Origin of the sequence: Streptomyces sp. I05A-00742 (genome assembly GCF_013055795.1) — a bacterium.
GTDB lineage: Bacteria > Actinomycetota > Actinomycetes > Streptomycetales > Streptomycetaceae > Streptomyces.
The window spans coordinates 203,545-222,168 of the sequence record NZ_JABETO010000003.1 but is presented as its reverse complement, the minus strand read 5'-3'; the positions used below and the strand labels follow the sequence as shown (position 1 = coordinate 222,168).

The 18,624-nt window shown below is 74.7% G+C and carries 12 protein-coding genes; 6 read left to right on the top strand and 6 right to left on the bottom strand.

Annotated features, from left to right (window positions below):
* Positions 1 to 46: 46 nt before the first annotated feature.
* The 3 genes from HN013_RS04365 to HN013_RS04355 form a co-directional block, all read right to left on the bottom strand.
* Positions 47 to 1,849: an LCP family protein gene (locus HN013_RS04365; RefSeq protein ID WP_171163127.1), complete on the bottom strand. Its 1,803-nt coding sequence runs from the start codon at positions 1,847 to 1,849 to the stop codon at positions 47 to 49.
* Positions 1,850 to 2,098: 249 nt separating this feature from the next.
* A complete protein-coding gene (locus HN013_RS04360; RefSeq protein ID WP_171163125.1) occupies positions 2,099 to 3,340 on the bottom strand; it encodes an LCP family protein in 1,242 nt (413 codons plus the stop codon).
* A 78-nt stretch (positions 3,341 to 3,418) separates the two neighbouring features.
* Positions 3,419 to 4,171, bottom strand: coding sequence for a TIGR03089 family protein (locus HN013_RS04355; protein ID WP_171163124.1), 753 nt, complete (start codon positions 4,169 to 4,171; stop codon positions 3,419 to 3,421).
* Between the two features lie 128 nt (positions 4,172 to 4,299).
* On the opposite strand from HN013_RS04355, the gene HN013_RS04350 reads away from it, so the two are divergent.
* The 3 genes from HN013_RS04350 to HN013_RS04340 all read left to right on the top strand — a co-directional run bounded on the left by HN013_RS04350 (position 4,300) and on the right by HN013_RS04340 (position 8,561).
* Complete coding sequence (locus tag HN013_RS04350; RefSeq protein WP_249374709.1) at positions 4,300 to 5,976, top strand: N-acetylmuramoyl-L-alanine amidase; 1,677 nt, start codon at positions 4,300 to 4,302, stop codon at positions 5,974 to 5,976.
* Positions 5,977 to 6,075: 99 nt separating this feature from the next.
* Entirely contained in the window at positions 6,076 to 7,182 is a 1,107-nt protein-coding gene (locus HN013_RS04345) for a sugar phosphate nucleotidyltransferase (protein WP_171163122.1), read from the top strand.
* 464 nt (positions 7,183 to 7,646) lie between these two features.
* Positions 7,647 to 8,561, top strand: coding sequence for a DNA-3-methyladenine glycosylase (locus HN013_RS04340; RefSeq protein ID WP_171163120.1), 915 nt, complete (start codon positions 7,647 to 7,649; stop codon positions 8,559 to 8,561).
* Between the two features lie 271 nt (positions 8,562 to 8,832).
* Here the strand turns inward: HN013_RS04340 and HN013_RS04335 are convergent, their stop codons facing one another.
* Genes HN013_RS04335 through HN013_RS04325 form a run of 3 tightly spaced genes read right to left on the bottom strand, consistent with a single transcriptional unit; the run spans position 8,833 to position 11,694 of the window.
* A complete protein-coding gene (locus HN013_RS04335) occupies positions 8,833 to 10,149 on the bottom strand; it encodes a coenzyme F420-0:L-glutamate ligase (RefSeq protein ID WP_171163118.1) in 1,317 nt (438 codons plus the stop codon).
* Positions 10,146 to 11,117 (bottom strand): 2-phospho-L-lactate transferase, encoded by a 972-nt coding sequence (gene cofD, locus HN013_RS04330; protein WP_171163116.1) that lies wholly within the window; start codon positions 11,115 to 11,117, stop codon positions 10,146 to 10,148. The genes HN013_RS04335 and cofD overlap by 4 nt, the downstream gene beginning before the upstream one ends.
* Before the next feature lie 49 nt (positions 11,118 to 11,166).
* Positions 11,167 to 11,694 carry a cysteine dioxygenase family protein gene (locus HN013_RS04325; RefSeq protein WP_171163114.1) on the bottom strand — a complete coding sequence of 176 codons (528 nt, stop codon included), beginning with the start codon at positions 11,692 to 11,694 and terminating at the stop codon, positions 11,167 to 11,169.
* Between the two features lie 763 nt (positions 11,695 to 12,457).
* Between HN013_RS04325 and HN013_RS04320 the strand changes: the two genes are divergently transcribed.
* The 3 genes from HN013_RS04320 to HN013_RS04310 all read left to right on the top strand — a co-directional run bounded on the left by HN013_RS04320 (position 12,458) and on the right by HN013_RS04310 (position 18,620).
* The gene (locus HN013_RS04320; RefSeq protein ID WP_004952403.1) at positions 12,458 to 12,721 is read left to right on the top strand and encodes a WhiB family transcriptional regulator; all 264 of its coding nucleotides are present in this window, start codon (positions 12,458 to 12,460) and stop codon (positions 12,719 to 12,721) included.
* Between the two features lie 704 nt (positions 12,722 to 13,425).
* A complete protein-coding gene (locus HN013_RS04315) occupies positions 13,426 to 17,109 on the top strand; it encodes a glycosyltransferase (RefSeq protein ID WP_171163311.1) in 3,684 nt (1,227 codons plus the stop codon).
* The gene (locus tag HN013_RS04310) at positions 17,106 to 18,620 is read left to right on the top strand and encodes a DUF5719 family protein (protein WP_171163112.1); all 1,515 of its coding nucleotides are present in this window, start codon (positions 17,106 to 17,108) and stop codon (positions 18,618 to 18,620) included. Before HN013_RS04315 ends, HN013_RS04310 begins: the two co-directional genes overlap by 4 nt.
* Positions 18,621 to 18,624: the final 4 nt, after the last annotated feature.

Below are 18,624 nucleotides of genomic sequence, written 5' to 3'. Positions count from 1 at the left end.
TGACTCTGTTACCGGGTAGTGAGATGCGCAAGCGCGTTCGCAGGATTCACTTTGCGCAGATGTTCTTGTTGTCGGCCCCGATCCGCTGAATATCCTTGGGCGCTTCCTTCGGCGCCTTCGGCGGCATCACCGGCACACCCGCCCCCTTGAAGTCGGCGCCGAGGACCAGGGTCATCTCGGCCAGGGGGGTCGCGTCCTTGTCGGTCTGGTGGAGGGCGTCGGCCGGCAGGCCCATGGCCTCCGCCAGGCGGCGGGCCTGGTCGGCCTGGTTGGGGGCGAACTCCAGGGTGGTCTTGGCGGCCTTCTTGTTGCCGGGCGAGTTGCCGCCGTTGCTGGTACGGACCATGCCCTGGGAGTTCTGCATCCAGCCGACGGTCTCCTGGGCGGCGCCCATCCGCTTGCTGCCGTTGAAGACCTTCACCCGTACCTGGGCGGGCGCGGCCTTGGGGCCCTTGAGGAGCGCCGCCTGCTTGGCGTCCTTCTCCTTCTCGGCCTCCTTCGCCTTGTCCTTGGCCGCGTCCTCCTTGCGCTTCACCTCGGTGAGGGAGACGTCCTCCCGCACCATGGCGAGCAGGGGTTCGGCCCGGGGCTCGTCCAGGATGACCGTCTTGTGGATCTTGCCGTCGGCGGGATTGTCCTTGACGGGCAGCGTGGTGAAGGTGATGTTCTTCAGACTCACCTTGCTGAGCTCCTTGGCCAGGCTGGTGAGCTTGGAGATGGACCCTATTCCGGTGTCCACCGTCAGCGATTTGGTCGCGGCGTTGCCCAGGTCGTAGAGCTTCTTGGGGTTGCTGAGGGTGTCACCGGACTTCATCTTCCGGATCATGGAACTGAGGAACTGCTGCTGGAGCTTGATCCGGTCCAGGTCGCTCTCGAAGCCGACGCTGTGCCGGGTGCGGACGAACGCCAGGGCCTGTTCGCCCTCGATCTCGTGACGGCCCGCGGAGAGTTTGAGGTGGGACTTCGGGTCGTCGATGTCCTTCCCCAGACACACCTCGACACCGCCCACCGCCGAGGACAGCGACTTGACGGCGTTGAAGTCCGCCATCATGAAGTGGCTGACCTTGAGTCCGGTGATCTTCTCGACGGTGCGCCAGGTGCAGCCCGGGTCGCGGTCCCCCTGGCCCAGGCTCTCGTTGAAGCGCACGTTCTTGGAGCCGGGGATGCTCCGCTTCGTGCCGTCCTTCCTGGTCTCGCACTCGGGGATCTCGGTGACCATGTCGCGCGGGATGGAGATCACCGTCGCGTTGGAGCGGTCCTCGGAGACGTGGAAGAGCAGCGTGGTGTCGGCGTGGCCGACGCTGCCGTTGTCGCCGTAACCGGTGTTTCCCTTGCCCGACCGCTTGTCCGTGCCGATGACGAGGATGTTGACCGGCCCGTCGGGGACCGCCTCGTTGTCCACGCCCACATCGACCTTCTCGATGTTGCCGTTGAGGTGCTCGTAGAGCAGATACGCCCCCAACGAGCCGCCCACCAGCAGGAAGGCGAGCGTGCCGCCGGTCCACAGCAGGACCCTCTTCTTCGCGCTCTTCTTCGGCTTGGGGCGGCGGCGGCCCGTGCTCGCCGCCGGGGCCGTCGCCTTGGCGGCCCGCCGGCCGCCGCGCTGCTCGGGGACGGAGCGGCCGCTGCTCCGCGGCCCCGGTACGGGCTTCTTCCTGCTCCCGGTCGTACTCCCGACACGGGACGGCGCGAGATTGGAACGCGCGTCGGCGGGGGAGATATCTCCCGGGGAGGAGCCCGGAGTGTCGGAGGGATTCAGGCGCAGCTCGTAGCTGCCGGTCTTGGGGTCGAACACCCACTGGTCGGCGGGGTCGATGCCGTCCCCCTGCCCACGGCCTTGCGCGTCCACGGTCGCTTGAGTCCTCCGTCGGTGCCACGCGGCGCCTACCCCCGAGGCGCTCGGTCATGTCGTCTTGCAGTGCGCGGTCACCGGCCGTGCGCACCGGACCGCTCACACTATCCGCCCAGTTCAGCGGCGAGCGACGTCAGTGACAAATCACGCACCCCTACAACTGGGCAATCCGCCCCATCTCTTCGCCGGGTACCGTCTCCCGGAGGTTTCGCCGGGGCGAAAAGTCCGATCGTACCCCCGGAGCGATCAACCGCAGATGCCCCGGGCGGCCGTGGTGCCCTCGTAGGTGGGGGGAGCGGTGGGCGACGGACTCGGGGACGCCCCCGCCGGATCGCCCGCCGGATCGCCCGTCCGCTCCGGCCCGGGCTCGCGGGGCGGGACGCCGGACTTGCCGTCGGCCGGGCGCACATGGGCGGTGACCGTCACCGGCCGGTCGTGCCGCAGCAGCTCGAAGAGCTGGTCGGCGTCGGGCTGCACCAGTTCGTCGCGGTCCGCGTTGTACTGGTACGGCTTGCGCGGCACGGTCAGGAACTGGACGTGGTCGGTGGGGACGTTCCGCACCGTGCGCACCAGGTCGTACATCTTGCGGAGCGAGTCGAGCCCGGCGTCCGTGGTGAGGGACTTGGTCGCCGCGTCGAGCACCGGGTAGAGCCGGGTGGGGTTGAGGAGCACCCCGTCGCTGCGCATCTCCTGGAACAGCGCCCCCAGGAATTCCTGCTGGCGGCCCATGCGTTCGGTGTCGCTGCCGTCGCCGAGGCTGTAGCGGGCGCGGACGTAGCCGAGGGCCGCCTCCCCGTGCAGCACCTGCCGGCCGGCGGGCAGCCGCAGCCGGGCCTCGGGGTCGTCCATCGGCTTCTTCAGACAGACCTTGACGCCGTCGACCGCGTCCACCAGCCGTTTGAAGCTGGCGAAGTCCACGATGATGTGGTGGTCGACGCGGACGCGGGTGATGTTCTCCACGGTGCGGATGGTGCAGGCGGCCCCGGCGTCCTCGTAGGCCCAATTGAACTGGGCGAAATGCTCATTGGTGTAACTTCCATCCGGTTTCCGGCAGCTCGGGATCTTCGCCATCAGATCGCGGGGCATGCTGACGGCGGTCGCGCTCTTCCGGTCGGCGGCCAGGTGCAGCAGGATCGTGGTGTCCGAGCGCTGGGTGCCGCTGTCCGTGCCGTACTTCCCGTTCTCGGCGCCGCTGCGGCTGTCGGAGCCGATGATCAGGATGTTCTGGGCCCCGGCGACCAGGGCGGTCGGGCGCTGCTTCTCGTACTCCGCCAGCTCGTTCGCCGTCCGGGTGTCCGTGGTGATGTTGCCGTTGAGGCGTTCGTACAGCACCCAGAGCAGCACCGTCGCCGCCACCAGCAGCACCCCCGCGCCCAGCAGGAGCCGGCGAAGCCAGCGGCGCCGGCGGCGCGGCGCGGGCGAGCCGGCGTCCCGGCCCCCACCGGGAGGGCCGGGCGACCGGAGGGGTGCGCCTGAGCTGTGGGCCACTGCTGCGCGACTCCCTCCGGGGCGGGTCTCGGGGTGCCTACCCGTCGATCATCGCCCCGGAGCGGCGGCACGGCAGCGTCAGAGGGCCGTCACGGTGACGCGCTCGCTCTCCCGGCGCTGGTCCAGGGCCTCCTCGGGGAGCCGGTCGAGGTGGCGGCAGAGCACCACGGAGGCGTCCGCGGCCAGCGGGGCGTAGAGGCCGGCGGAGAGCCCGTCCCAGGTGTCGTACGGCAGCCCGGAGAGCAGCCGGGACCCGGCGTCGAGGCGGCGCCCCGCGGCGTCCGCGCCGGCCCGTTCGACCAGCCGCGCGCCCGTCAGCTCCTGCCCGTCGACGACGAGCGCCGGTGCGTGCGGGTCCACCGGGGCGTACGGGGCGAAACGGTCGCCCTGGCCGGGCACCTCGACCGCGTAGTCCAGGAAGCCCTCCGGAGGCTGGGGGAAGCGGCCGCCCAGCGGGCGCAGGGCGAGCGCCACGCGCTCCCCGGAGCAGGCGCGCGCCTCCTGGAGCCGGTCCGGACCGCTCACCACGAGGTCGGCCGCGGCGGGATCCCCGCCCACCTCGGCCACCACTCCGACGGAGGAACAGGCCAGCAGCCAGACGGCGGTCTGCCAGTGGGCGGGCAGCAGGAGCGCGAGCCGGTCGCCGGGTTCGGCGGCGAGGTCGTCCTGGAGCAGATTGGCGGTCTTGGCCACCCAATTGGCGAAGGTGGCGACGGACAGTTCCACGCGTTCGCCGGTGGCGTCGTCGTAGAAGGTCACGAGCGGGCGTCCCGGGTCCGCGGCGAGGGCGGAACGCAGCAGGTCGGCAGGGGTGCGGTCGGTCGCGTTCATTGTCGGAAGGGTACGCCGCGCGGGGCGTGACGGTCAGTCGGACGGGGGTGCCGCCGGGGCCGCCGCGACCGACAGGCCGTCACCTGGTGAATGGACAGATTTATACCGATATGTACAGGATCTGTGTCATGCGTGGAATCCTCGTCACCTCGGCGGTCACCGCCTGTGCCGCCACCTTGACCCTCCCCTTCCTCGCCGCGCCCGGCGCGGCCTCCTCGCCGGAACGGCGGGCCGCCGCCGCGCAGCGCGGGATCCCCGGTGCGACGTACTCGCTGCCGCTCGTCCCGCTGGAGGCCGGGGACGGGACGGGGACCGCCGACCACGGCAGGTCCCGGGCGGGTGCCGTCGGGGCCGGCGTCCGGGGCCTGCGCCCCCAGCGGGTGAAGCCCTTCTCGCTGGTCGGCATCGTCTGGGACAACGCGGGCACCGAGCTGCGGGGCCGGGCCCAGGTCCGCACCCGGTCCATGGGCACCGGCACCTGGTCCGGGTGGCAGGACGTCCAGGTCCACGACCACGACCGGCCCGACCTCGGCACCGCCGAGGCCCGCGCGGCCCGCCGCGGCTCCACGGCCCCGCTCTGGGTCGGGGCCTCGGACGCCGTCGAGGTGCGGGTCCGCCCGAACGCCCCGACCGGCCGGCAGCAGGGGCCCACCCCCCTGCCGCGCGGCATGCGCGTCGAACTCGTCGACCCCGGCGCGGAACCCGGCCACCGGGCGCGCGGCCGGGCGATCAGCCCTTCGGCGCCCGCGGTGCCCACAGCGCCCGCGGTGCCCTCGAAGCCGGCAGCGCCCTCTCCCGACGACCGGGAGCACGCCAGCTCCGCGGCCAACGCCCCGCTCGCCCCGCTGGGCGCCCATGAGATCCCCGCCTCCTCCGGGCGGCCCGCCTCGGCCGCCGAGGTCGCCGCCATCACCGCCGTCGGCCCGGGCGCCACCGCGAGCTCGTCCGACACCGGAGAGGACGGCCCCGGCGGCGGCAACGGTGAGGCCGGTGAGCGGTCCGGGGCGGACGAGGACGCCTCGGCCGCGGAGGGCGGGGTCACCGACGGGACCGTCGAACCGACCCGCCCGGCGACGGACCCCTCGGCGGCGGACCCCGCGGAGCCCCCGCGGACCGAGCACGGCCGTCCGTCCGAGGACTCCGACGACGCGCTGGACTCGGCCGCCGACGAGGACAACGGGAGTGCGGCCTACGCCGGCTACGCCGGTCCGCGCCCCCGTATCGTCACCCGGGCCGGCTGGGGCGCCGACGAATCGATCCGCGAACGGGGATTCGTCTACGCCAAGAAGGTCAAGGCTGCCTTCGTGCACCACACCGCCTCCGGCAACGGATACACCTGCGCGCAGTCCGCCTCCGTCATCCGAGGTATCTACCGCTATCACGTCGTCAGCAGCGGCTGGCGGGACATCGGCTACAACTTCCTCATCGACAAGTGCGGGACGGTCTACGAGGGCCGGGCAGGCGGGGTGGCAAAGCCCGTCAGGGGCGCCCATACTCTCGGTTTCAACACGGACAGCATGGGGATCGCGGTACTCGGCACCTTCGGGAAGACCAACCCGGCCACGGCCGCGGTCAACGCCGTGGCCGCCCTCAGCGCGTGGAAGCTCGGCCTCTGGAACGCCAACCCGCGCGGCACCACGACCCTGGTCTCGGCCGGCGGGAACCTCTTCAAGAAGGGGGCGAAGGTCAAACTCAAGGTCATCTCCGGACACCGTGACGGCTACTCCACCGAGTGCCCCGGCGACCGCCTCTACAGCAAGCTCGGCACCGCCCGCAGCGCCGCGGCCCGGCTCCAGGGCCGCTGACCGGCCGTACCGGAGGCGCACCGTCCGCCGGGCCGTGTGGTCTGCATACACTGGCCGCCGTTCACGGCCCGGCCCCACCAGGAAGCAGAGACGAACACGTTGACTGAACCGCATCAGCCGCCTCCGCGAGAAGCGATCCTCCTGGTCGGCGGCAAGGGGACCCGGCTGCGTCCGCTCACCGTGCACACGCCCAAGCCCATGGTCCCGGCCGCCGGGGTGCCGTTCCTCACCCACCAGCTGGCCCGGGCCCGGGCGGCGGGGATCGAGCACATCGTGCTCGCCACGTCCTACCTGGCCGAGGTCTTCGAGCCGTACTTCGGCGACGGCTCGGCCCTCGGCCTGCACCTGGAGTACGTCACCGAGGTGGAACCACTGGGCACCGGCGGCGCCATCCGCAACGTCGCCCACCGGCTGCACTCGGGCCCCGACGACCCCGTGCTCATCTTCAACGGCGACATCCTCACCGGCCTCGACATCGAGGCCCTCATCTCCACCCACCGCACGGCGGGCGCCGACGTCTCCCTGCACCTCACCCGGGTCACCGACCCGCGGGCGTACGGCCTGGTCCCCACCGACCCGGACGGGCGCGTCACCGCCTTCCTGGAGAAGCCGCAGACTCCCGAGGAGATCGTCACCGACCAGATCAACGCCGGGGCGTACGTCTTCAACCGGTCCGTGATCGACACCATCCCCGGCGGCCGGCCCGTCTCGGTCGAGCGCGAGACCTTCCCCGGCCTGCTCGCCGACGGCGCCCACCTGCACGGCATGGTCGACTCCACCTACTGGCTCGACCTCGGCACCCCCCAGGCCTTCGTCCGCGGCTCCGCCGACCTCGTCCTCGGCCGCGCCCCCTCCCCGGCCGTCCCCGGCCGCTGCGGCGAGCGCCTCGTGCTTCCTTCCGCCGACGTGGCCCCCGACGCCAAGCTCATGGGCGGCACGGTCATCGGCGCCGGCGCCCGGGTCGAACCCGGCGCCCGGGTCGATGGCAGCACCGTCCTCGACGGTGCCGTCATCGAGGCCGGCGCGTCCGTGCGCGACTCCCTCGTGGGCGCGGGGGCGCGCATCGGGGCGCGCACGGTGCTCGACGGCGCGGTCGTCGGCGACCACGCGGACATCGGCCCCGACAACGAGCTCCGGGCCGGCGCCCGGGTGTGGTGCGGCGCGCGGATCCCCGGGGGCGCGGTGCGCTTCTCGTCCGACCAGTAGCTCCGAGCTGTAGTCCGACGGGCCTCGGCCGGTGGTTCGCGCAACTGGTGGGTGGCGCTCGTCCGACGAGTAGTCCGAAGGGCGCCGGCCAGCGGTTCGCGGGGGCAGTCCGGCCGGTGGCCGGGGCAGTGATCCGGCCGGAGGCCCGACGGGCGGATCGTTCGGCGGTCCGGTGTAGTTTCCCGGCGGTGGCGCGGCAGTATCGCCGGACGACCGGGACCGGTGGGCGGGGCTCGTCCGACCAGTAGTCCGGCGGGCGGGCCGTCCGGTGCACACCCTGGTCGGCAGCCCGGCAGCCCGGCAGCCCGGCAGCCCGGCAGCCCGGCAGCCCGGCAGCCCGGCTGCGTCGCGTTGACCGGCGGCGACGGCGGGCGGCCAATGACCGCGAGCAGGCCGCGCCCGCCCCCCCGGCAGGGGAGCGGCAGCCCGTCGGCCCTGTCGGACCCCGGCGTTACCCTGGCCGGATGGCCACCCGTACCTGGGCCCCGCCGGGCCCGCTCGACCTGGGACGCACCCTGGGCGTCCTGGGGCGCGGCCCCGGCGACCCCGCGTACCGCGTCGCGCCGGACGGCGCCGTCTGGCGGGCGAGCCGCACCCCCGAGGGCGCGGGCACCGTCCGGATCGCCGCGCGGGGCGGGGAGGTGCGCGCGGAGGCCTGGGGGCCGGGGGCGGAGTGGCTCCTGGAGACGCTGCCCGCGCTGCTCGGCGCCGGTGACGACCCCGCCGCGTTCACCCCGCGTCACCGCCTGCTCCACGAGGCGCACCGCCGCCACCCGGGGCTCAGGCTGGCCCGCACCGGGCTGGTGCTGGAGTCGCTGATCCCCTCGATCCTGGAGCAGAAGGTCACCAGCGACGAGGCGTACCGCGCCTGGCGCCTGCTCCTCCAGCGGCACGGCGACCCCGCGCCGGGCCCCGCGGACGGGCCCGCCGGGCGGATGCGCGTCATGCCCGACGCGCGCGGCTGGGCGCTCGTCCCCTCCTGGGAGTGGCACCGGGCGGGTGTCGACGGCAAGCGCTCGGCGACCGTCGTGCGCGCGGCCCGCGCGGCCGCCCGCCTGGAGGAGGCCGCGGCCATGGACGACGAGCGCGCCGCGGCCCGGCTCCGCGCCGTCCCCGGCATCGGCCCCTGGACCGCGGCGGAGACGCTCCAGCGCAGCAACGGCGCCGCCGACGCGGTGACCGTCGGCGACCTCCACCTGCCGAAGACGGTCGGCTACGCGCTCACCGGCGCCCGGGGCACCGACGACGCCGGAATGCTCGAACTCCTCGCCCCCTACGCCGGCCAGCGCCACCGCGCCTGCCGCCTCGTCCTCGTCACCGGCGTCCGCCCCGAGCGCCGGGCGCCGCGCTTCTCGGTGAACGACATCAGACACCTGTAGCGCGACCCCTTCCAGCCGGTTGGGGGGTGCCCCCTCCGGGGGAGTTCGAGGACAGCGCCCGCAGGGCGCTTCGGGGGCGCGGGGGCTTGCCCCCGCAAGAAACGGTGAAAGGGTGGGACCGGGGCAACTCCCCCTGACCCACGAGGCGTTCGCCCTCCCCTGACGGCGTCCAGGGAGACGCCCCGGCCCGTAAGCAGCCGCGCGACGCGGGTGGGGGTAGGGGGCCCGGCCCCGCCCCCGAGGGGGCACCCCCAACGGGCCGAGCGCAGCGCTACCGCACCGCGATGAACGCCTCCGCGCTCCGCTCCGGCCGCTCCCGCGGCCCCGCCGAGGCCCGGCCCACGGCCACGGCCCCCATCGGATCCCAGTCCTCCGGCAGCTCCAGCACCTCCCTGACCACGTCCTTGCAGAACATGGTCGACGACACCCACGCCGAGCCCAGCTGCTCGGCCGCCAGCGCCACCAGGAAGTTCTGCACCCCGGCCCCCATGGCGACGATGAACATCTCGCGCTCCGCGGTGTTCCGCCGCGCGTCCGGGTAGGTGTGGGAGCCGTCCATCACCAGGCAGGGCACCACCAGGCAGGGCGCGTTGCGCAGGACGTCCCCGCGCCGGACCCGCTTGGCGATGCTCTCCTCCGGGCGGCCGTCGGCCCGCAGGTCAGCGATCCACGCGTCCCGCATCGCGTCGAGCAGCCGCAGCCGCGACTCCGCCGACTCCAGCAGGACGAACCGCCACGGCGTGGTGTGGTGCGGCGCCGGAGCGGTGAGCCCCGCGGCGACGGCGCGCCGGACCGCTCCCGGGTCCACCGGCTCGTCCTGGAACTCGCGCACGGTACGCCGCAGTTTCACCGCTTCGCGGACGGCCTCCGAGGTGCCCAGCCGGAACATGTCCTCCGCGGCCGGGCGCACCAGCTCCCGGGCGCCGGGCGCGTCCTCGTCCACCACGTGCGGCAGTCCCCGGACCACCGCCACCGGCAGCCCGTCCGCCTTGCCCTTCACCAGGTCGCCCGCGGCGGCCAGTTCGTCGGCGGTCGCGACGATCGTCGCCGACAGCGGGTTGCCGTGCGCGTCCGTCCCGCCCCGCAGGTCGTCCAGGACCCGGACCCCGGCCGCGCCGATCGTCATGTCCGTCAGACCGGCCCGCCAGGGGCGGGCGGCGGTGTCGGTGATCACGACGCCGACGTCCACGCCGAGCGTGTCGCGGAGCCCGGCGCGCAGGGCGCGGGCGGAGGCGTCCGGGTCCTCGGGCAGCAGCAGGACGGTCCCGGCGGGGGTGTTGGAGGCGTCGACGCCCGCCGCGGCCATGACGAGGCCGAGCCGGTTCTCGACGATGCGCAACGGGCCGCGGCGCGCGACCAGCCGTACGGTCTCGGCGTCGATCGCGGCCTCCCGGTCGGCCGCCTCCAAGATCTGCCCCTCGGCCTTGCTGACGATCTTCGAGGTGACGACCAGGACGTCGCCGTCGGCCAGCCCGGGCAGCCCCTCGGCGGTGGCCGCGGCCGCGACGAGCTTGGTGAGGTCGTCACCGGCCCGGACCTCCGGCAGGCCCGGCAGCGCCCAGACCCGGTAGGAAGGAACCTCCGTCACGCGCGCACCTCCTCGGCGAGGGCGAGTGCCTCGGCGGCCATCCGCGCGGTGGCCTCCACGTCGGTCATCATCAGCGGGACGGCGCGGCAGCGGATCCCGGCCGCCTCCACCTCGGCGGTCCGCCCCGCGTCGACCGTGTCCACCAGCCAGCCGTCGATCAGGCCGGGACCGTAGTGCCGCGCGACCGCCGAGGCGGTCGACTCGACGCCGACGGCCGCGAGGACCTTGTCGGCCATGCCGCGCACCGGCGCGTCCCCGACGATGGGCGACAGCCCGACGACCGGCGCGCCCGCCGCGGCGACGGCCTCGCGGACGCCCGGCACGGCCAGGATGGTGCCGATGCTGACGACCGGGTTGGACGGCGGGAAGAGGATGACGTCGGCCGCGGCGATCGCCTCCAGCACGCCGGGCGCCGGCTTCGCCTGCTCGGCACCGACGGGGACGATCGCGCGCGCGGGCACCTGGGCGCGCAGCCGCACCCAGTACTCCTGGAAGTGCACGGCCTTGCGGGCCCCGTCCGTGCCGTCGGGGTCGTCGATCATGACGTGCGTCTCGACGCGGTCGTCGCTCATCGGCAGCAGCCGCACACCCGGCTGCCACCGCTCGCACAGCGCCTGGGTGACGGCGCTGAGCGGGTAGCCGGCGGAGATCATCTGGGTGCGGACGATGTGCGTGGCGAAGTCCCGGTCACCGAGCCCGAACCACTCGGGGCCGACGCCGTAGGCGGCCAGTTCCTCCTTCACGGCGAAGGTCTCGTCGGCGCGGCCCCACCCCTGCTCCTCGTGGATGCCGCCGCCGAGCGTGTACATCACCGTGTCGAGGTCGGGACAGACCTTGAGGCCGAAGAGGTGGATGTCGTCGCCGGTGTTCCCGATGACGGTGATGTCCGCGTCCGGGGCTGCTGATGTCAGGCCACGAAGGAAGCGGGCGCCCCCGATCCCGCCGGCCAGAACCACAATGCGCTGCATGCGGGCCAGTGTGTCAGCCCGGTACGACGGCCCCGAGGGGGCCCGTGCACTACCGGCCGACCACGGCGGACGGGCGCTCCCCGTCGACGCAGTGCGGGCGGTCGGTGTGCGGCCGGTGCAGGGGCATCTCGGTCAGTCCGGGGAAGTAGACGTGCAGGCTGACGGCGGGCTCCAGGGAGTCGTTGACCACCTCGTGGGTGTAGCCGGGGGCGAAGACCCGCTGGTCGCCGGCGCCGAGGCGACGGCGGACGGTCGTCCCGGACGTCTCGTGCAGCTCGGTCAGTTCGCCCCGGAGGACGGTGAGCACCCCGGAGGAGCGCCCGTGGTCGTGCAGCCCGCTGCCCTGGCCGGGCACCCAGCTCAGCAGCCACACCTCGTAGCCGGGCCCGGTCCGCAGCCGGTGGTACCAGCGGCTGACGGCGTCGTAGCGGACGAGCCAGGACCAGGCTGCGCGGTCGGCGGCGACGGCGCGGGCCAGCCCGGCGAACTCGGCGACCGTGGCGGGGTGGGCCGGCGGGGGCGGCATGAGGTGGGGGACGGCGAGCGGGTCGCCGGCGATCTGGACGTCGCTGTTCATAGGAGGTTGTTCCTCGACGGTGCGGCGGGCGGGGACGGCGGTCCCCGCGGATCGGGAGGAGGCGGCCGGCCGTCCCGGGGCCCGTCGGGACGGGCGGCGCGGACGGCTCGGAGTGCCGGCGCGCGGGGACGGCCGCGCGGCGCGGCGGTGCGTCCGCAAACCATGTGGTGCGGACAGGAAGAACGGAAGATCAGCCGGAGCTCTGGGGCATCAACAGCTGGAACAGCGACAGCGCGCCTGAACGGCACAGCGCGACCCGTAGGCACGGGTCAGGCCGGGGTTCCCCGGGGCTGACGTCCGGGCGGACGTCGGGGAGGGTGCGGTCGCGAGCATGCTGACAAGGAGACCGGCATCCCCGCCGCCGTGTCAACCGGATGTCCGGTTTGATGCCAATCTTTCACCTCATCCGGTAGCGGAGAGCAGGGAAAGGTTTGTCTCGGCGAGTCGCGGGACAGTCGCCCGGCATCCTGGTGTTCAAACATCGTCCGGCCCGGGGCGGTGCAACTGGACCGCCGCGTGTCGCGTCCCTCTCCGAAGAAGAGAGAGCCGCGGGGCAGCTGTGGCGGGCGAGAGAAGTGTCCACTCTTGTGGCGGTTTGGCAACTTTCCGCTCGGCCTTGGTTCCGCAGAGTGAATAAGGGGCTCAATAGCAGATCTCGGCTTGACTGGCCCGGATCGGCGCACTTGTAATTTCACTCGTGTCGTTATGCCGTACCTGATCACGGCAGCATCACGGGGACGCACATGACAGACGAGGGGCGCACATGACCGAGCTGTTTCAGCAACTGCTGGTCGAGGAGGCGGACGAGGAGCTCGGCTGGCAGGAGCGCGCACTGTGCGCCCAGACCGATCCCGAGTCCTTCTTCCCGGAAAAGGGCGGATCCACCCGCGAGGCCAAGAAGGTCTGCCTCGCCTGTGAAGTCCGCTCCGAATGCCTCGAATACGCACTCGCGAACGACGAACGCTTCGGCATCTGGGGCGGCTTGTCCGAGCGCGAACGCCGCCGCCTGAAGAAGGCCGCGGTCTGAGGTCGCGTCAGCCGCGCGACACGGCGACGCGCCGCATCCGAGGCGGTACGACGCCGACGCGCCGTATACCGGCGCACCGCATTCCGGCGTACCGCATCCCGAAGCGCCGCACGCGGCAGCACCGCGCGCCGAGGCGACGCACCGAGCGCGGCATCTGAAGCCGCGTCAGCCGGGCCCTCCCCACCGGGCCCGTCACAGTCGCCACACCCGCACCATCCCGAGGTCGCGCCGGCAGTCCCGCCGGGACCTCCACGGACGGGGTGCCGCACCGGCCCGCCGTCCTCTCTCCATCCCTTCTCCACTGCCCGGCCGATCCGGCAGCGCCGCCGGAGCCCGCACCCGGCCGGCCGCGGTCCGTCGTTGTCGGGAAGTCAATGGAAGTCAGCGGGAGTCATCGGGAGCCGTCGAAGCCGTCGGGAAGTCGTAGGGGAGCCGCTCCGAAGGCCGCCGGACAGCCGCCCGGAGCCGCGCGCCCTCCCGCCCGTCGAACGCCTGCGCGCACCGCCCGTCGCCGCCCCTTCCGCTTCAGGGGCCCCCGCCCCGAGGAGGCGGACCGCCCCGTCGCCAGCCACTAGTGTGGGGTGCCGTCCGAGACGACCGACGCCCCCTCGGGCGCACCGTCCACCGCAGTCCAGCACCGCGGCCGCGCCGGGAGCACCGACCGCTCCCGTACGACCGCCCCCGGCCGGAGGGCCCGTACCCCGATGTCCGCGCACAGCGATTCGCCGGCCCACCACCCGGCACCCCCCGCGTTCGACCTCACCCACCCCCCGGCGTTCCCCCGCCACGTCGTCACCGCCGTGCTCGTCGCCCACGACGGCGCCCGCTGGCTTCCCGACGCCCTCGCCGGGCTGCTCGGCCAGGAACGGCCCGTCCAGCGGGCCGTCGCCGCCGACACCGGAAGTGACGACGACTCGGCCCGGCTGCTCGCCGACGCGCTCGGCGCCGACCGCGTCCTGCACCTCGCCCGCCGCGCCGGCTTCGGCACCGCCGTGGACGAAGCGGTCCGCGCGGCCCCCGCGCCCACCGCCGACGACCTGCCCTACCTCGCCGGGTCCAGCGGCTGGGACCCCGTCAGCCGCACCTGGCGGGAGGACCCGCACGACCCCTACGGGTCCCCGGACGCGCAAGAAGGCGACCCCGTCCAGTGGCTGTGGCTGCTGCACGACGACTGCGCCCCCGAGCCCGGCGCCCTGCGTGAACTGCTCCGGGTCGCCGACCAGGAGATCACCGCCGGCCGGCCCGCCGCCGTCATCGGCCCCAAGCTCCGCAGCTGGTACGACCGCAGACAGCTCCTGGAGGTCGGCGTCACCGTCGCCCGCGGCGGCCGCCGCTGGACCGGCCTCGACCGCCGCGAACAGGACCAGGGCCAGCACGACCAGGTGCGGTCGGTCCTCTCCGTCTCCTCCGCGGGCATGCTCGTCCGGCGGGACGTCTGGGAGGCGCTCGGCGGCTTCGACCCCCGCCTGCCCCTCATGCGCGACGACGTCGACTTCTGCTGGCGCGCCCACGCCGCGGGCCACCGCGTCCTCGTCGCCCCCGACGCCGTGCTCCGGCACGCCGAGGCGGCCTCCCGCGAGCGCCGCCCCGTCGACTGCGCGGGCCGCAGACCGGCCTCCCCGCACCGTGTCGACAAGGCCGGGGCCGTCTACGCGCTGCTCGCCAACACCCGGGGCGCCGCCCTGCCGTACGCGCTGCTGCGCATCGTCCTCGGCACCCTGCTGAGCGCGCTCGGCCACCTCGTCGGCAAGGTCCCCGGCCAGGCCCTCGACGAACTCACCGGCCTGGGCTCCGTCCTGCTGCGCCCCGGCCGGATCCGCGCCGCCCGCGGTCGCCGGGCGCGCACCGCCGCCGACCCGAAGGAACTGCGTCCCCTCTTCCCGCCGCCCGGCGCCACCCTGCGGGCCGCGTTCGAGCAGCTGACGACCGCCTTCGGCGGGCGGACGGACGCCGCCTCCGGCTCGGCGGGCCGGCACGGCGCCGTCGAGTCCGGACCCGGTGGTGACGACGCCGACTTCCTGGAGATCGAGCAGTTCGCGCGGCTCAAGCGGATCGCCCGCAAGCCCGCGCCCGTCCTCTTCGCCGTCCTGCTGCTCGTCTCCGCCGTCGCCTGCCGGGGACTGTACGGCGGCGGCGCGCTGTCCGGCGGTGCCCTGCTGCCGGTGCCCGAGGGCGCGTCCGACCTGTGGTCGCGCTACGCCGACGGCTGGCACGCCGTCGGCACCGGCAGCACCGCGGGCGCCCCGCCGTACCTCGCGGTGCTCGCGTCCCTGTCGACCCTGCTCCTCGGCTCGACGGACCTCGCCCTCACCCTGCTGCTGGTCTGCTCGGTCCCGCTGGCCGGACTGACCGCCTACTTCGCCTCCCGCCCGCTCGTCGGCTCACGGCTGCTGCGGGCGTGGGGGAGCGTCGCCTACGCGTTCCTGCCCGCCGCCACCGGCGCCCTCGCGACGGGCCGGCTGGGCACCGCCGTCCTCGCGGTCCTGCTGCCCCTGATGGCGCGGGCCGCCGTCTCGGCCGGCGGATTCCGCTCGCCCGGCGGCCGCCCCACCTGGCGGGCCGTCTGGGCGTACGCCCTCCTGCTCACCGTTGCCACCGCCTTCACCCCGCTGGTGTGGCCGCTCGCCGCCGCCCTCGGCCTCGGTGTCCTCGCGCTGCGCGCCCGGGGCGGCGGCCTCGCCGCGCACGGGCTCGGCCTCCTCGCCGTGACGGCCACCCCCGTCCTCGTCCTCGCCCCCTGGTCGCTCGGGCTGTTCACGGACCCCGGCCGCTTCCTCACCGAGGCCGGGACGGAGTACGGCGGCGGGAACTCCTCCTCGATGGCCCCCCTGCACCTGCTCGCCGGTGATCCCGGCGGCCCCGGGACCTCCGGCGGGCTGCTCCTCGCCGGTGTCCTGCTCGCCGCCCTGGCCGCGCTGCTCCGCGCCGACCGGCGGTTCACGGTGTGCACCGCCTGGGCGGCGGCGCTCGCCGGCTTCCTGTGCGCGGCGCTCGCCAACCACTCCGCGTGGGCCGGGTCCGCCACCCTCGTGTACGGCCTGGCGCTGATCGCCGCCGCCGCGGTGGGCGCCGAGGGGGCCCGCGAGCGGGTCGCCGCCCGGAGCTTCGGCTGGCGGCAGCCCGTCGCCGGGCTCGTCGCCCTCGTGGCCGCCGCGGGACCCCCGCTCGCCGCCGTCGTCTGGGCGGCGGGCGGGGCCGGGGGCCCGCTGGAGCGGCGGGACCCCGTACAGGTCCCGGCGTTCGTCGCCGAGGCGGCGACCACCCGCGACCGGGCCCGCACCCTGGTCCTCGCCCAGGACACCGGGAACACCGCCCACATCGCCTACGCGCTCGTCCGCGGCTCCGGGATCCGGATGGGCGACGACGCCCTGGCGCCCGGCCGCGACAAGCGGCTCGACTCCGTCGTCGCCGACCTCGTCGCAGGCTCCGGCGCCGACCAGGCCGCCCGCCTCGCCGGCTACGCCGTCGGCTTCGTCCTGGTCCGCGACGGCGCCGCCGAGCGGCTGGGCGGCGCCCTGGACGCCGCGCCCGGCCTCACCCGGCTCAGCCAGGAGGGCCGCACCGCGCTGTGGCGGGTCGACCGCCCGGTCTCCCGCGTGAGCGTCGTCGCCGAGGGCGCCGCCCCGGTGGCCGTCCCGGCCGGACCCGTAGGGGCCCGCGCCACGATCCCGGCCGGGAAGGACGGACGGGTGCTGCGCCTCGCCGACCGGGCGGCGCCCGGCTGGCAGGCCACCCTCGACGGGCGGCCGCTCAAGCGCGTCACCGTCGACGGCTGGGCCCAGGGCTTCGCGCTCCCGGCGGCCGGCGGCCGGCTGTCGCTCTCCTACGAGACGCCGTTCGCCCACACCGCCTGGGTGTGGACGCAGGGGCTGCTCGCCCTCGTCCTCGTCGTCCTCGCCCTGCCGGGCCGCCGCCGCCACGTCGACGACGACCTGCCCGAGGCCGTGGTGCCCGCCGCGGCGCCCGCGTCCGTACCCGAGGCGCCCGCGGGCGAGGGCCGCCGGGCCCGCAGGCTGCGCGCCGCCGCCGAGGGGCAGCGGCCCCCCGTCGCTGCGCCCGCGCCGGAGCCGGTGCCGCTGTCGGCCGACCCGTACGAGCAGCCCTCGGCCGACCCGTACGCGGCGGTGCCGCAGCAGCAGTACGCCCAGGGGGTCCCCACGGACCCCTACGGGCAGCAACTGCCGTACCAGCAGGGCGGATACGACGCCTCGTACGCGCAGCAGGGCTACCACCCCGGCATGTACCCGGACGCCGGGCAGGACACCTCGTACGCCGTGGGCCCCTACGGCGGTGTCCACGACCCGTACGGGTACGGCGTCCAACAGCCGCAGGACACGACGTACGACGGCGGCCACGGGCCCCGCCGTGACGGGAGCGACCAGCAGTGAAGCGCACGACCCTCTCCCTGTTCGCGGCCGCGGCGGCGCTCGCCGCCGTCACCGGCGTCGCGGCGGTCAACGGGCCCGCCGGGAACGACGGATCCGGTACCGACGGCGCCCGGCCGGCGGCGAAGTCCGCCGCCCGGATGCCCGTCCAGCGCTCGGCCGTGATCTGCCCGGCGCCGACCTCCTCCGACGTGGGGGAGACGACGTACACCGCCTTCACCCCGGGCAGCGGACCGGAGGCGCGCCGGACGGCCGACCTGGTGCCCGCGGCGACGGTGCGGAAGTCCGGCGAGAAGGACGCGAAGAAAGCGGGGCCCCAGGAAGGCAAGCCCGTCCTGTCGTCGAAGGCCCCCGGCAGGCCGGTGACGGTCACCACCGACCGCTCCGACGCCCCGGCCCTCATCGGCGCCGCCGACGGTCCGCTCGCCCCCGGCTGGACCGTGCAGCAGACCACGGCCGTCGCCGCGGGCAGCGGGCGCGGGCTGCACGGGCTGACCTGCGCGCCGCCCGACACGTCCTTCTGGTTCCCCGGCGTCGGCACGGGCAGGGGACACCAGGACTACGTCCACCTGACCAACCCCGACCCCGGCACCGCAGCCGTCGTCGACCTGGAGCTGCACGGCAAGGACGGCCGCGTCACGGCACCCGCCGGCGAGGGCGTCACCGTCCCGCCGCGCTCGTCGGTGCCCGTCCTGCTGAGCACCCTGACCGACTCGGGCGCCGAGAACCTCACCCTGCACGTGACCGCCCGTTCCGGGCGGGTCGGCGCCGCCGTGCAGACGTCCGACGACAGGCTCGGCGGCGACTGGCTGCCGCCTTCGGAGCCCACCGCGGCCGCCGTCCTGCCGGGCATCCCGGCCGACGCCACCTCCGTACGCCTCGTCGCCTTCGCGCCCGGCTCCGACGACGCCGACCTGAAGCTGCGCTTCGCCGGGCCCACCGGCTCGATCACCCCGGCCGGCCACGAGACGCTGCACGTCAAGAGCGGTATGACCGCCGAGACCGAACTGGGCGGCGTCACCCGGGGCGAGGCGGGCTCGCTGCTGCTCACCGCCGAGGGCGGCGGGAAGGTCGTCGCCGGGCTGCGGGTGACGCGCGGCAAGGGGGACAAGCAGGAGACGGCGTACCTCCCGGCGGTCGGCCCGGTCGACACCCGCGGCACGGCGGCGGACAACCGGGCGAAGGCCACGACGCTGTCCCTGGTGGCGCCGGAGAAGGACGCGCGGGTGAAGGTCGTGACGTCGGCCGGCAGCGGCGGCGGGACACAGGCGGTGAAGAGTTACACCGTCCGGGGCGGGACCACGCTGACCGTCGAACCGGCGGCGCCCGCCGGTGGCAAGGGGGTGTTCGCGGTGACCGTGGAGAAGACGTCCGGCGGTCCGGTGCACCTCTCCCGGACGCTGACGCTGCCCAAGGACGGCGTGCCCGCGTTCACCGTCCAGCCGGTGCCGGACGACCGTTCCACGGTGGAGGTGCCAGAGGTCCGGGCCGACCTGTCCACGGTCACGCGCTGACCGG

What these genes read in the sequence shown, in the direction of transcription:
- HN013_RS04355 (WP_171163124.1), bottom strand. Translation starts at nt 4,171, where the DNA reads ATGAACGCGACCGACCGCACCCCTGCCGACCTGCTGCGTTCCGCCCTC.
- HN013_RS04350 (WP_249374709.1), top strand. Translation starts at nt 4,300, where the DNA reads ATGCGTGGAATCCTCGTCACCTCGGCGGTCACCGCCTGTGCCGCCACC.
- HN013_RS04340 (WP_171163120.1), top strand. Translation starts at nt 7,647, where the DNA reads ATGGCCACCCGTACCTGGGCCCCGCCGGGCCCGCTCGACCTGGGACGC.
- cofD (WP_171163116.1), bottom strand. Translation starts at nt 11,117, where the DNA reads ATGCAGCGCATTGTGGTTCTGGCCGGCGGGATCGGGGGCGCCCGCTTC.
- HN013_RS04325 (WP_171163114.1), bottom strand. Translation starts at nt 11,694, where the DNA reads ATGAACAGCGACGTCCAGATCGCCGGCGACCCGCTCGCCGTCCCCCAC.
- HN013_RS04320 (WP_004952403.1), top strand. Translation starts at nt 12,458, where the DNA reads ATGACCGAGCTGTTTCAGCAACTGCTGGTCGAGGAGGCGGACGAGGAG.
- HN013_RS04315 (WP_171163311.1), top strand. Translation starts at nt 13,426, where the DNA reads ATGTCCGCGCACAGCGATTCGCCGGCCCACCACCCGGCACCCCCCGCG.